Source organism: Thermomicrobiales bacterium, from assembly GCA_041390825.1.
GTDB lineage: Bacteria > Chloroflexota > Chloroflexia > Thermomicrobiales > UBA6265 > JAMLHN01.
The window spans coordinates 25,708-38,695 of sequence record JAWKPF010000025.1 but is presented as its reverse complement, the minus strand read 5'-3'; the positions used below and the strand labels follow the sequence as shown (position 1 = coordinate 38,695).

The window sequence follows — 12,988 nt, the reverse complement described above, 5'->3', positions numbered from 1 at the left end:
CCCTACCGGAAGAGATCGCTGAAGGCGGCGAAGTAGACGCCGACGATAACGACCATACCAAGCGCAATGGCGAGCGCGTAATTTCGAACCAACCCAGTCTGCAACGTGCGCAAACCCTGGCTGAGTTCCTCGACTCCCCTGGCGACACCCATGAGGGTGCCGTCGATGACTTTCACATCGATCACGGTCCAGAGGTACATCGCAAGTCTCCGCATCGGGAAGACGACATCGGCGTTGTACACCTCGTCGAAGTACCACTTGTTGTAGAGGAACTTGTAAAGCGTCGGATGATCGGCCGCAAACGCGACCGGGTCGATGCGCCGCTTGAGGAACACCAGGTAGGCAAGCAGGATCCCGCCGAGCGCCAGAATGGTGGAAATCGCGGCAAAGCGAATGATGACTTCGTTGGAAATGTGATGCGCCCCTTCCTCATGCTCGGCGGCCTCGGCAGCGACGCCCGCCTCGCCGGCTTCCTCTTCATGGGTCGCGTCTTCCGCAACGACCTCCACATCATGCTCCTGCGCCGTCGCAAAGACCGGCTCGAGGAACTTGTGGAAGCGCCCGGCATCCGGCGGATACCCCACCACGCCGAAGAAGATGGTGACCGCCGCCAGGATGATGAGCGGAATCGTCATCACGGCTGGTGATTCGTGCGGATGCACATGCGCTTCATCGAAGCGCGGCTTGCCGAAGAAGGTCAGGAAGACCAGGCGGAACATGTAGTAGGCGGAAATGAAGGCCGTGATGAGCGCGACGACGGTCAGCAGGTCGCCGAAGCGCGGAAAGATGCTGCTCTCCCACGCTCCGGTAATGATCTCGTCTTTCGACCAGAACCCTGCGAACGGAAAGACACCGGCATTGGCCAGCGAGGCGATCAGGAAGGTGCCGAAGGTGACCGGCATGAACTTCCGCAAACCACCCATCTTCTGGATGTTCTGCTCTTCGTGCATTCCGTGGATCACCGAACCGGACCCAAGGAAGAGGCATGCTTTGAAGAACGCGTGTGAAACGAGGTGGAAGATGGCGGTCACCCAGGCGCCGACGCCGAGCGCAAGCGCCATGTAGCCGAGCTGGCTGACCGTCGAATACGCGACCACGCGTTTGATGTCGTTCTGCACCGTGGCAATCGATGCGCCCAGAAAGGCGGTGAAGCAACCGATCACCGCAACGACCAGCATCGCATCGGGCGCCTGCATGTAGATCGGATTCGAGCGCGCCACCAGGTAAATACCCGCGGTGACCATGGTGGCCGCATGGATGAGCGCGGAAACCGGAGTCGGACCCTCCATGGCGTCGGGAAGCCAGACATGCAGCGGGAACTGGGCGCTCTTGCCGATGGCGCCAGTAAAGAGCAGGATGCCGATACCAGTCAGGATCTTCTCGGACGTGTGTCCCTCGCCAACCTGCGCGAAGACTCCATGCTCGCCGGCGAAGGAGATGGTGCCGAAGGTCGTGAAGATCAACATGATGCCGAGCCCGAAGCCCACGTCACCGATGCGGTTGACGATGAACGCCTTCTTGGCGGCATTCCCGGCGGACCGGCGCTTGTAGTAGTAGCCGATCAGCAAGTAGGAGCAGAGTCCCACGCCTTCCCATCCGAAGAAGATGAGCAGGTAGTTATCGGCCATGACCAGGCAGATCATGGTGAAGACGAAGAGCGGCAACCAGCTAAAGAAGCGGTAGTAGCTCGGGTCGCCGTGCATGTACCCGACCGAATAGATGTGCACCAGCAACGACACGAAGGTCAGCATCACGAGCATGACCGCGGTGAGCTGATCCGCGTAGAGCCCGATCTCGGCGTGGAAGTTGCCCGAGGCAATCCAGCTCCAGAGATGCTGATGCAGCGGCTCCTCGTTGTCGTAGAGGTCCTTGAAGACCAGCACCGACAGTACGAACGACCCGGCTACGCCCAGGATCGCGAAAATGTGCGACTTATCCGGGAAGTACTTCCGGGACACCAACAGATTGAACGCGCTTGCCAGCAGCGGCAGCAGCGGAATGAGATAGAGATACCTCTCCACGCTACGCTCCCATCTGCATTGGCAACCGCATATCGGCTCCCATGCCCCACGAACCCATGATCATCACGATCCCCTGCGTCTCCCGCATCAGTCTTTCAGCGACCGGAAGTCATCGATATCGACCGACCGGGTGCGCCGGCTCATCGCCAGGATGAGAGCGAGGCCCACCGCGGCTTCCGCGGCGGCCACGGCAATCGAGAACAGCGCAAACGATTGGCCATCGAGCGTATTGGTCTCACGGCCGAACGTCACAAAGGTGATGCTGACCGCAGCGGTCATCAATTCGACACAGAGGAAGATGATCAGCACGTTGCGGCGAACCAGGACGCCCATCAAACCGATGATGAACAACGCCGCGCTGAGGCCGAGAAAATAGTTGGCGGTCAGTTCCATCTGGCGCTCCCGGTCATGACCGTCGTCCTCCAATGTTCATCGGTTGATCGTCGGGATCGCTTGCCATGATGAGCGTGCGCCCCACACCGGCCGGCTCGGCATTCGGCCGCGAAGAAATGCGCGCCGCCTCTTCACCAGACTCGATGGGAAGCACCGCATCGGTGCCCCGCGGATGCCCCAGTGAAATCGTGTCGCGCCGGCGACCCGAATCGAGTCCGAGCCGCTCCGGGAGGGCCAGCACGATTGCGCCAAGCACGCCAACCGTCAGCACCATGGAAATGAGTTCGAAGGGGAGAAGGTACTTGGTGTACAGCACGCGGCCGAGCGCCTGGGTATTGCCACCGACCAGCGCGACATTTTCCGGAGTGGCGGCGCCTTGCGCGCCAGTGATGGTGCGTGTGCCAATCGCAATCGCCACCTCGATCAGCAGCATGATGCCGAGTAGCGCGCCGATCGCCCGTGTCAGTGGTTCCTGCGTGTGGAACTCAGGCAAGTCGTCGATATCGACCAGCATGAGCACGAAGAGCAGCAAGACCATCACGGCGCCGGTGTAGACGATGATCTGGATCACGGCCAAATACTCGGCCCCCAGCATCACGAAGACGCCGGCAACCTGGATGAAGCAGATCACCAGGAAAATCGCCGAATGAACCGGGTTTGTCATCGCCACCATTCCGAGTGCGGAGATGATGGCCAGCCCCCCGACGAGTAGGAATATCACCAGATCCCAGGGCATCAGAAGAGCTTCCCGTCGCTTGCCAGCCGGATCGCGGCCGTGACTACCAGGTTCAACAAGACCAGCGGGAAGAGCACTTTCCAGGCAATTCCCATCAACTGGTCATATCGGAATCGAGGAAGGGTAGCGCGAAGCCAGACATAGAAGAAGAGGAAGATGATCGTCTTGGCGAAAAGATAGATCAGCCCCAACCACCAGTGATTCGTGGAACCGGGACCGCTCGGTCCTCCCAGGAACAGGGTGGACGCAAAGAGCGAGATCACGATCATCGCGATGTATTCGCCCAGGAAGTAGAACGAGAAGCGGAACGCCGAGTACTCGGTGTGGAACCCCGAAATCAGCTCGGTTTCGGCTTCCGGCAGGTCGAACGGGGCGCGGTTGGACTCCGCCACCGCCGCGATCAGGAAGATCACGAAGGCAAGCGGCTGGCTGAAGATGTACCAGTTCTTGATCTCGACCGGGCCGATGCTGAGATTCTGCTGCTGCTCGAGCATGATGTCCCGCAAGCTGAGCGAACCGGCCAGCAGGAAGATGCCGGCAAGCGAGAGCCCCAGGATCAGTTCATACGAGACAACTTGCGCCGCGGAGCGAAGACCGCCAAGCAATGAGAAGCGGTTGGCCGAGGCCCACGCGCCCAGGATGATGCCGTAGACGCCGATACCGCTGACAGCCATTACCAGGAGCGCGCCAACGTTCAGGTCGGCGGCATAGAGATTGACATCACGGCCAAAGAGATGAACGGTCGTGCCAAATGGAATGACTGCCGACGAGACAATCGCCGCTACGAAGACGACCAGCGGGGCGAAGAAGAAGACCCATTTGTCCGCGTTGCGCGGAATGAGGTCTTCCTTTCCGAGCAGCTTGATGCCGTCGGCGATCGGCTGCAAGAGCCCCTTGGGACCCGTGCGCGTGGGCCCCATGCGGTCTTGCATGGCCGCGAGCACCTTGCGCTCGAAGTAGGTCATGTACGCCATGCCAATCAGGAGCACGTTCATGATGATGAACGCGACCAGAAAGGTTAGCCAGATCGGCTGGTCGTTCATGTACTCCCTTGCTCCGCCCACTTCGTGCCGCTCGACGGCGGTTCGACTGCGTTTCCGGTGCGCTCACGCGCTGACGAACACGCAAAAGCGCGACTCCCCAATTCGCCGCGCCAGTGCGAATCTTACTCTGTCACTTGCCGCGGGGCGATCATGCGATCCCTCCCGCGACCGAACCTGATCCCTAGCGGTCGACCGACCCGAGCACGATATCGATCGTACCGATCAGCGCCACCACGTCCGCCAACATCGCCCCATTGGCGACATATGGCAGCACGCCGAGATTCACGAAGTCTGGAGAGCGAATCCGGAATCGATACGGAATCGACGTGCCATCGGAGACGACATAGTAGCCATTTTCGCCCTTGGGATGCTCGACGGCGACATAGGCTTCACCGACCGGCGGACTGAAGCCCTTGATCACCCATATGAAGTGCCGCTGCATGTCCTCGGCAGTCGTCATCGTCCCCTTGTGGGGCGGGATGACATAGGCCGACTCGTACGCCATGAGCGGTGTGTCCATCGATTCGACGGCATCCAGGCATTGGCCAATGATGCTGATGGCCTGGCGCATCTCCTCCATACGGACGAGATAGCGGTCATAGACATCGCCGTGCGTGCCGATGGGCACCTCGAAGTCGAGCCGGTCGTAGACCAGGTACGGCATCGCCTTGCGGATGTCGTAGTTCACGCCTGAACCGCGCAGACAAGCGCCGGTCAGGCAGTAATCGATGGCAGCTTGCGCGGAGATAACGCCGATATCCTTGGTGCGCGCGATCCAGATCGGGTTCGCGGTCAGCAGTTCAGCATATTCCTTCTGCCGCTGCGGGAAGACCTTCAGGAAATCCCTGATCTGATCGGGCAGGAACTCGGGAATCGGCCGCGAGAACCCGCCGATTTCCATGATGTTCGTCGTCAACCGGGCGCCGCAATACGCTTCGAAGACATCGAGGATCAGCTCGCGCTCCCGGAAGCAGTAGAGCGACATCGAAAGCGCACCGATATCGAGAGCGTGGGTGCCGAGCCAGACGAGATGCGACGCAATACGCGCAAGCTCCGAGAAGATCACGCGCCAGTACTGTGCCCGTTCCGGCGACTCGAGACCGGCCAGCTTCTCGAACGACATGACGCAGCCGAGATTGTTCATCGGCGCGGCGACGTAGTCGGTTCGGTCGGTCCAGGGAACCACCTGGGCGTAGCGATGCGACTCGCCAAGCTTCTCGACCCCGCGATGCAGATAGCCGATGATCGGGTCGCAATCGACGATCACCTCGCCATCCAGCCGCAAGACGACCCGCAGCACGCCATGGGTGCTCGGATGCTGCGGCCCCATGTTCAGCACCATCTGGCTCTCGGTGTCCGAGAGGCGGACCTCATCGGTGATGGTGTAGGTCCCGGTTGCCGGAACGTCCTGTATCAGGTCGATCGCGTCTGGCGTCCACTTTGGATCGGTGGTCGTGCTCATGCTCAAACTCCCCGGCCTGTCCAGCGGGTGCGTGTGCGCGGCACCATCCGCTCGGTGTTGTAGCTCGGGTATTCCTTCCAACCGCGCAATGGATAGTCCTTGCGCAGAGGGAAACCTTCGTCCCAGTCATCCGCCAGGAGAATGCGCTTCAGGTTGGGATGACCTTCGAACACAATACCGAACATGTCGTAGGTTTCGCGCTCCAGCCAATTGGCGCCGGGCCAAAGCGGCACCAGGGACGGCACCGCATCACCGTCGTTCACTCCCGCTTTGATGCGCAAGCGAACCCGGTTCTTGATGGAATAGAGAAGCGCAACCACGTCGAACCGTGGAGTCGTGCGCAGCTTGAGCATATCCACCGCGGTGACATCAGTCAGCGCGACGAATGCCAGCTGCTGATGCGTGCGCAGGTAGTCGCAGAGGTCGCGGAAGTACTCCGGCTTCACGTGAATCGTCGTCTCGTCGCGAAATCGCACGACGCTGACGATCGCCGGTCCGAAGACCGCGCGCGTTTCACGCACGGCGGGATGCCGTTCCACGTCCTCGTGGAAGTAGTTGTCGCGTGACCAGAGATCCTCCGGCTCAGAAAAGGCCGATTGGAACTCGGAAAGGCTGACGTCGTCGCTCACCAGATGCCCCAATCGTTCCTACGCGCGAACCGCGGACATGGCCACCTGACGCTCGATCTGCCGGAAGTTCTCCGCTTCAGCGAGACCTTGCTTCTTGGCCATGGTGTCGTACTTGATGACCTTGTTCTGCAGTTCCAGGATGCCGTAATAGAGCGATTCAGGCGTGGGCGGGCAACCCGGCACATAGATATCGACCGGCACAACCTGGTCGACACCCTGCACGACGGCGTAGGTATCGAACGGGCCGCCCACGTTGGCGCAGGAACCCATCGAAACGACCCACTTGGGATCGGACATCTGGTCGTAAAGCGTGCGGACCACCGGCGCCATCTTCTTGGTCACCGTGCCCGCAACGATCATCAGGTCAGCCTGACGGGGCGAAGCGCGGTAGAGCATGCCAAAGCGCTCGGCGAGATCGAACCGCGACATCGATGCGGCGATCATCTCGATCGCGCAGCAGGCCAGGCCAAACTGCAGCCACCAAAGCGATGAACGACGCGCCCAGTTGAAGACGAAGTCGAGCGATGTGACAAAGACGTTCTTGTCGAAGCGATCGTCGATCAAACCCATTCGAGGGCTCCCTTCTTCCAGGCGTAGACGTATCCATCGAGCAGGAGAAAGAGGAATACCAGCATCGCCAGGAAGCCGTACCTTCCCAGGGCGTCGAACGCGACGGCCCAGGGGAAGATGAACACAGCCTCGATGTCGAAAACGACAAAGAGCATCGCAACCATGTAGAAACGAGGCGTGAAACGAGCTCGAACGGGCGAGACGTCGGGCACACCAGACTCGTATGGGTCGCCCTTGGTCTTGTTCGGCCGGGATGGACCGATGAGAAGGTTGAGTCCGAGAAGAAGCAGGCCCATACCCAGAGCCGCAATGGCCATCAGGCCGACGATCAGCCAGTTGTCACCGAACGTCTCCAATTGCCGCTTTCTCCAGCTCGTCGACCGTTCGGATCGGCCGGCCTCGTCAACCCATGTCGCTTCGTTTCCAGCCTGAGCGGCCACCCGTTCGGGCGCACCTCGGGCACCGTCGCGACGTGCGCAATCCTAGCATAGTCAGGATCGCGTTCAGGCCCGACATTCCGCAACAATTCATGGCATTTTGGTCGGAATTCCTGGTTCACAAAGCAGCACCTCGATCGGTGAAACTTGACTCGACGTCTGACGAAGGGACAGCGTCGCGAGGTGCGGCAAGCTCGGTCCGGATGCGATGAGCCAGGCGGTGCATTCCCGGCCAATGTCCATGCGGCGATCTGCTTTCGGTCACAAGCGGGCGACTGCAATGCAATTCAGATCCAGGTCGGAAAACCAGCGAAAACAGGCGCTTCTCGATCAACTGCGGAAGCAAGGGATCAGGGATGGTCGCGTGTTGGACGCCATGGAACGCATTCCGCGCCAGATCTTCGTGGAGCCAGGTTCGGAGGAAGCTGCCTGGGACAACACTGCCCTGGCAATCCCGTATGCCCAGACAATCTCCCAACCGTTTGTCGTTGCACTCATGTCCCAGGCGCTCGAGCTCACGGGGACCGAGCGCGTGCTGGAGGTCGGCACGGGTTCGGGGTATCAGGCTGCGCTGCTCGCGATGCTGGCGCGCGAGGTGATCACGATCGAGCGCATTCCGGAACTGGCAGAGTCAGCGGTGAGTCGTTTCGAACAGTTGGGACTGAACAATGTCATGTCGATCGTCGGGGACGGGGCATTGGGCTGGGAACCGGGAGCACCCTACGATGCAATCATCGTGACCGCGGGAGCGCGTTTCGTGCCGTCCGCGTTGCTCGAGCAACTCTCGGACGCCAATGGGCGCATGGTCATCCCGGTTGGCCGCGAAAACCATGCACATCTGCGACGCTTGCGCAAGCAGAACTGGACGATCGAATCGACCGATCTGGGAGCGGTTCGTTTTGTGCCGCTCATTACGGGAGACGAGGACACGAACCGGGCATGACAGACATCGATCGAACGCAAACGGCGTTGCACGACGCGCTCGCAAATGCGAGGCTGGGATTTACCGGCCGGCAATCCTTGTACGCGAAGAACCTGACAACCGGCGAGATCGTTGCGACGGACAGCGACGTCGAGGTTCCCACCGCCAGCGTCATCAAGGTGCCGATCATGGCCGCGCTCTATCACGAAATCGACCGCGGCCGATTCAGCTCGGACATGCTCTTGCCGATGCAGGAAAGCGATCGGCGCTACGGCACTGGAGTGATGCGGGATCTCACCGTTGGCCGCGAATTCTCCCTTTTCGATCTCTGTCGATTGATGATCGTGCTGAGCGACAACACAGCCACCCGCATGTTGATCAACCTGATCGGGCTCGACCGAATCAACGAGCTGATTCGGGGATGGGGCTATGCCATCACCGAGCTCCGGTATCAGTCCTGGACGCCGCCTGATCCGAAGGAGTATGCCGTTTCGACCGCCGCCGAAATGGCCAATCTGCTGGAGCGCCTCGACGCTGGAGATCTGCTTTCGCCAGCGTCGACCGCGGCTTCCATGCAGCATTTGCGCGATCAACAAGATCACCAGCAGCTCCCGCGCTGGCTCCCCTATCACGAGCACTACCAGCGCAGTGGGCTCGAAAATCACTTGCTCATCTGGAACAAGACCGGTCAAATGACCGGGGTACGGACCGACGCGGCCATCTTCACTGTGCGTTCTGTCAAATGGGTCGTTGCATCGTTCACTCGAGACAGCATCGATCACAGCTACCGGCTGGAGCATGAGGGCATCCTGCTCAATGCCCGAACCGGGCTCGCGCTCTATGACGCCTGGGGACGCCCGGCTTTGGAGAAGGAGTAACCCGCTATGCCCTATCGAACGCTTGCTCCCGACCTCATTCTCACCGGAGGCATCATTCATACCGTCGATGCCCACAACCGGACGGCGACCGCCATCGCGATCAAGGACGGCCACATTGTCGGCGTCGGACTCGATGATGAGATGCGCGATTTGGCCGGCATGGGAACCACAGAGGAATCGCTGGACGGCTATGTGGTGATCCCGGGAATCGTCGATGCGCACAACCACCTGCTCTTCACCGGATTCCTGATTCAGGAGATCCAGCTATACGATTGCCGCTCGATTCCAGAGATCGTCGAGCGCATCCGCATGGCCGCGAACGATGCGGCGCCGGGCGAATGGATCGTCGGGCGCGGTTGGGACGAGAGCCTGCTCGACGAGGGCCGGTTTCCCAACCGGCATGATCTGGATCCCGTCTCCCCCAACAATCCTGTGCTGCTCCATCGCGTGTGGAACAAGCTGACCTGCAACTCCGCGGCGTTGGCTGCCGCAGGAATCGACCGTAACACGCCCGATCCCCCTCGCGGCGTGGCCTACAGTGGCTCGTTCGACCGGGACGAGCATGGCGAGCCGACTGGACTCTTCCGCGACCGCGCCAAGGACTTGATCATGAGCGCGATGCCCGCAAGGTCCGATGCCGACTACGCGCGCGCTGTTGCAGTGGGAAGCACGCACTACAACGCCGCAGGCATCACCGCGGTGGGCGAACCGGGTCTGTATCCGGCGGAAGTGCACGGGTTTCACCAGGCTCATCTCGATGGCGATCTCTCGGTCCGGACAGAGATGATGTTGGCGGGCTGGGGGTTCGGGTCGATCGACGACGAAGCCGACCTGACGAATCGCTTCTCATCGCTTGGTGTCATGACCGGATTCGGCGACGACATGCTCCGCATTGGAGGCGTCAAGTTCATGCCCGACGGGGGGATTGGCGACCGGACCGCGCGGATGTTCACGCACTACCAGGAAGAACCGGACAACTTCGGCCAGTGGATCGTCGAGCCAGCCGAGCTCACCCGCTTGATCAGGTTCGTGCATGACCGTGGTCTTGCGATCGATACGCATACCTGTGGAGACGAAGCGCAAGAGGTGACCGTTGCAGCTTACGCAGCGGCTCAGCAAGCCAACCCGAAACCCCGGCTGCGTCACCGCGTGCACCATGCCTACCTGCCGACCGAGCGGGCACTGGACATTATGGCGAGTCACCGGATTCCGGCGGTCGTGTCGAACCCGTTCCTCTATTCGCTCGGCGAGAGCTACATCACGTCCCTTGGATTCGAACGGGCGGCACGGATGATGCCAATGCGCACCTATCTCGACCGAGGCATCCCGCTGGCTGGGTCGTCGGACTCTCCGGTTGCTGTGTTCGATCCATGGATCGGGTTTCGCGCGGCGATCGTGCGAGAGACGGTCAAGGGCACGCAACTCGACGAAAGCGAGCGCATCACCCCGCTGGAGGCCTTGCGCTCCTACACGATCGGCGGCGCGTACGCGCTCGGGCGGGAAAAGCAGATCGGTTCGCTCGAAGCGGGCAAACTGGCGGACTTGTTGGTCCTGGCCGACGATCCGCTAACGGCGAATCCCGATCGATTCCTGGACTGGAAACCGCGCGCCACGATGGTCGGCGGAGTCTGGACCGTGGATAACCGTTGAACATGCGTGTGTTCGATGTCGCCATAGCGGGAGGCGGTCTCGCCGGCTCTTCGCTGGCGGGGGTGCTGGCCCGCGGCGGTCTCGATGTGGTGCTGGTCGAACGAGAGCACGCCTTCCGAGACCGAATCCGCGGGGAATTCACGTGGCCATGGGGCCGCGCCGAAATCGACCGGCTGGGCATCTTGCCAGTCTTCGAATCGATTGGCGCGCTTCCACTGGCGCGCATGGATGAGTACCTCGATGGCGAATACAACCGCAGCATCGACGTGATCCCCCAACACGGGCTGACCTACCAACATGCCCAGCTACAAGACGCGCTCATCGCGTGGGCCGAGGAGCAAGGGGCGACCGTCGTCCGTCCCGCTCGGGCCAAGGAATACGTAAGCGAAACCGTCTCGGAACTGAAAATCGACCACGACGGCAAGGAGCAGACGATTCGAGCGCGGCTAACGGTGGCCGCTACGGGAAAAGAGTCAGGTGTTCGCGCCTGGACAGGCGGAGCGTCCCGCACTGATCCCGAGCACCACCGTTTCGGCGGCGTCCTGGTTCAGGGCGCGTCGTTTCCGGACGGATCGCTCCTTCTGGGACAGAACTCGCCGGAGCAGGCGTTGCTGTTCCATGTGGGAGGCGGTCTTGCGCGGCTCTATCTCCGCACGTTCGACGACGTGCTGCAACACACCGGGATCGCCCGCTCGTTCGAGACCATGCTCGCGTATGTGCGGCCATGGTTCGCCGCCGAAGTACTCGCGAATGCTGAGCAGGCAGGTCCGTTGGGGTTCTTCCCCAACAGCAACACTTGGGCAACTACGATCGCAGCACCGAATCTTGTACTGATCGGCGATGCCGCCGGCAGCGCGGACCCAAGCGGCGGCCACGGCACGAGTTTGGTTTTTCGGGACGTGCGGGTGCTGAGCGACCTGCTGATGCGCAACGCAGATTGGCCATCGGCAATCGAGGAGTTCGCTCGAGAGCGCAAAGCGTATTTCGACGTGATCCATGCGCGCGATCGATGGTATGGGCTCGTCGCGGCCGGACGTGGCGCCGAAGGCGAGGAACGGCGCGCTCGCCAGGCCAAGGCGCGGGAGATCGACTCGACGCTGGGAGGGTTCGGCGCAATCGAATTTCTCGGACCGGACGGCCTGACACCGGATGAAGAACACCGAAGTATCTACTTCGGCGAACACGTCTCACTCGACATCTGACCGTGCGTTCCAGTCACATGCTGGGCCATTCGCCACACCATAGCGAGGACTTTCGCGCCGGGTTCGTCGCCACGATGCCATTGTGGTTGGCGATCATCCCCTTTGCCACGGCGTACGCGCTCCTCGCCCGAACCAACGGGTTCTCGGAGATCGAGACAATTTCCATGAGCTTGTTGGTCTTCGCAGGCAGCGCGCAACTGGCGATCGTGGACATGGCGCCGGAGAAGGCCGGGTACCTGGCGATTCTCCTGACGGTCCTGCTGCTGAATTTGCGGCATGTGCTCTACGCATTGACGCTGGACCTCAAACTCTCCCGCCCTCGATCGATTCCGAAACAAGTTCTGGCGGCCGGCATGACCGATGAGAGTGTCGGGTTGACGATCGCGCATTTGCACCGCAATTCGGCGTCGGACTGGTATTTCATGGGGACTGTAGTCAGCCTCTACGCATCGTTCGGGGTAGCGACGATCGCTGGTGTCGTTCTCGGTGGGCGCATTCCCGATCCGGAGCGGCTGCACCTCGACGTGGTATTCCCGCTCACGTTCGTGGCGTTGCTGCTCCCATTGGTGCGCAATCGGCGCGGAGTTGCAATCGCCGTGACAGCCGCAGGGCTTTCGGTCGGCTTGCGCCCGTTGTTCGGCGCGAGCAACTCCGTGCTCGTCGCCATCCTGGCGGGAGCCGCCGTTGGGTTTCTGCTGCCTGTCGACTCGTCTCGACGGGTACCGACCGCCAGCGAGGATCGCTCGCCATGATGCCGCTCATTGTGGCTGCCGCGGTCATCACCTACCTTACCCGCATCAGTGGGTTCTACATGCGCGCCGAGCGGTTCTCGCCACGACTCAAGCAGTTCCTGGACGATGTTCCGATTGCGGCGTTCGCCGCGTTGGCTGCGCCGGGAATCCTTGCCAGCGGCGACGCGTCTGTGCCGAGAATCACGGCGGTGCTCGTCGGCGCGGTGTTCGCGTTCAAGTTCGGCAGGCTTTGGGTGTGCGTTACGGCAGGGTTTGCTGCCTATTGGGTGGCCCGGCTCGTCGCCAGGGTCTAG

Annotated in this window: 14 protein-coding genes; 6 read left to right on the top strand and 8 right to left on the bottom strand. The window is 61.3% G+C overall.

Features of this window, described 5'->3' with window-relative positions:
- Positions 1–2: 2 nt before the first annotated feature.
- From nuoL to R2855_13875, 8 genes are all read right to left on the bottom strand, one after another.
- Positions 3–2,021: an NADH-quinone oxidoreductase subunit L gene (gene nuoL / locus R2855_13910; GenBank protein MEZ4532099.1), complete on the bottom strand. Its 2,019-nt coding sequence runs from the start codon at positions 2,019–2,021 to the stop codon at positions 3–5.
- Positions 2,022–2,108: 87 nt separating this feature from the next.
- A complete protein-coding gene (nuoK, locus tag R2855_13905; GenBank protein MEZ4532098.1) occupies positions 2,109–2,414 on the bottom strand; it encodes an NADH-quinone oxidoreductase subunit NuoK in 306 nt (101 codons plus the stop codon).
- Between the two features lie 13 nt (positions 2,415–2,427).
- On the bottom strand, positions 2,428–3,087 hold the full coding sequence (locus R2855_13900; protein ID MEZ4532097.1) for an NADH-quinone oxidoreductase subunit J: 660 nt from the start codon (positions 3,085–3,087) through the stop codon (positions 2,428–2,430).
- Positions 3,088–3,149: 62 nt separating this feature from the next.
- Positions 3,150–4,193: an NADH-quinone oxidoreductase subunit NuoH gene (gene nuoH / locus R2855_13895; GenBank protein ID MEZ4532096.1), complete on the bottom strand. Its 1,044-nt coding sequence runs from the start codon at positions 4,191–4,193 to the stop codon at positions 3,150–3,152.
- Positions 4,194–4,374: 181 nt separating this feature from the next.
- Complete coding sequence (gene nuoD, locus R2855_13890) at positions 4,375–5,655, bottom strand: NADH dehydrogenase (quinone) subunit D (protein MEZ4532095.1); 1,281 nt, start codon at positions 5,653–5,655, stop codon at positions 4,375–4,377.
- Between the two features lie 2 nt (positions 5,656–5,657).
- A complete protein-coding gene (locus R2855_13885) occupies positions 5,658–6,284 on the bottom strand; it encodes an NADH-quinone oxidoreductase subunit C (GenBank protein ID MEZ4532094.1) in 627 nt (208 codons plus the stop codon).
- Between the two features lie 18 nt (positions 6,285–6,302).
- Positions 6,303–6,854: an NADH-quinone oxidoreductase subunit B family protein gene (locus R2855_13880; protein MEZ4532093.1), complete on the bottom strand. Its 552-nt coding sequence runs from the start codon at positions 6,852–6,854 to the stop codon at positions 6,303–6,305.
- Entirely contained in the window at positions 6,845–7,210 is a 366-nt protein-coding gene (locus tag R2855_13875; GenBank protein MEZ4532092.1) for an NADH-quinone oxidoreductase subunit A, read from the bottom strand. The genes R2855_13880 and R2855_13875 overlap by 10 nt, the downstream gene beginning before the upstream one ends.
- Before the next feature lie 289 nt (positions 7,211–7,499).
- On the opposite strand from R2855_13875, the gene R2855_13870 reads away from it, so the two are divergent.
- The 6 genes from R2855_13870 (at position 7,500) to R2855_13845 (ending at position 12,988) form a co-directional block, all read left to right on the top strand.
- The gene (locus R2855_13870) at positions 7,500–8,234 is read left to right on the top strand and encodes a protein-L-isoaspartate(D-aspartate) O-methyltransferase (protein MEZ4532091.1); all 735 of its coding nucleotides are present in this window, start codon (positions 7,500–7,502) and stop codon (positions 8,232–8,234) included.
- Entirely contained in the window at positions 8,231–9,091 is an 861-nt protein-coding gene (locus tag R2855_13865) for a serine hydrolase (GenBank protein MEZ4532090.1), read from the top strand. Before R2855_13870 ends, R2855_13865 begins: the two co-directional genes overlap by 4 nt.
- A gap of 6 nt (positions 9,092–9,097) precedes the next feature.
- Entirely contained in the window at positions 9,098–10,741 is a 1,644-nt protein-coding gene (locus R2855_13860) for an amidohydrolase (protein MEZ4532089.1), read from the top strand.
- 2 nt (positions 10,742–10,743) lie between these two features.
- A complete protein-coding gene (locus tag R2855_13855; protein MEZ4532088.1) occupies positions 10,744–11,943 on the top strand; it encodes an NAD(P)/FAD-dependent oxidoreductase in 1,200 nt (399 codons plus the stop codon).
- A gap of 74 nt (positions 11,944–12,017) precedes the next feature.
- Positions 12,018–12,695 carry an AzlC family ABC transporter permease gene (locus R2855_13850; GenBank protein MEZ4532087.1) on the top strand — a complete coding sequence of 226 codons (678 nt, stop codon included), beginning with the start codon at positions 12,018–12,020 and terminating at the stop codon, positions 12,693–12,695.
- Positions 12,692–12,988 carry an AzlD domain-containing protein gene (locus R2855_13845; protein ID MEZ4532086.1) on the top strand — a complete coding sequence of 99 codons (297 nt, stop codon included), beginning with the start codon at positions 12,692–12,694 and terminating at the stop codon, positions 12,986–12,988. The genes R2855_13850 and R2855_13845 overlap by 4 nt, the downstream gene beginning before the upstream one ends.

Bases quoted from the DNA above. Each gene is read 5' to 3' on its own strand.
- nuoK (MEZ4532098.1), bottom strand. From the start codon at position 2,414: ATGGAACTGACCGCCAACTATTTTCTCGGCCTCAGCGCGGCGTTGTTC.
- R2855_13900 (MEZ4532097.1), bottom strand. From the start codon at position 3,087: ATGGTGGCGATGACAAACCCGGTTCATTCGGCGATTTTCCTGGTGATC.
- nuoH (MEZ4532096.1), bottom strand. From the start codon at position 4,193: ATGAACGACCAGCCGATCTGGCTAACCTTTCTGGTCGCGTTCATCATC.
- nuoD (MEZ4532095.1), bottom strand. From the start codon at position 5,655: ATGAGCACGACCACCGATCCAAAGTGGACGCCAGACGCGATCGACCTG.
- R2855_13880 (MEZ4532093.1), bottom strand. From the start codon at position 6,854: ATGGGTTTGATCGACGATCGCTTCGACAAGAACGTCTTTGTCACATCG.
- R2855_13870 (MEZ4532091.1), top strand. From the start codon at position 7,500: ATGAGCCAGGCGGTGCATTCCCGGCCAATGTCCATGCGGCGATCTGCT.
- R2855_13865 (MEZ4532090.1), top strand. From the start codon at position 8,231: ATGACAGACATCGATCGAACGCAAACGGCGTTGCACGACGCGCTCGCA.
- R2855_13860 (MEZ4532089.1), top strand. From the start codon at position 9,098: ATGCCCTATCGAACGCTTGCTCCCGACCTCATTCTCACCGGAGGCATC.
- R2855_13855 (MEZ4532088.1), top strand. From the start codon at position 10,744: ATGCGTGTGTTCGATGTCGCCATAGCGGGAGGCGGTCTCGCCGGCTCT.
- R2855_13850 (MEZ4532087.1), top strand. From the start codon at position 12,018: ATGCCATTGTGGTTGGCGATCATCCCCTTTGCCACGGCGTACGCGCTC.
- R2855_13845 (MEZ4532086.1), top strand. From the start codon at position 12,692: ATGATGCCGCTCATTGTGGCTGCCGCGGTCATCACCTACCTTACCCGC.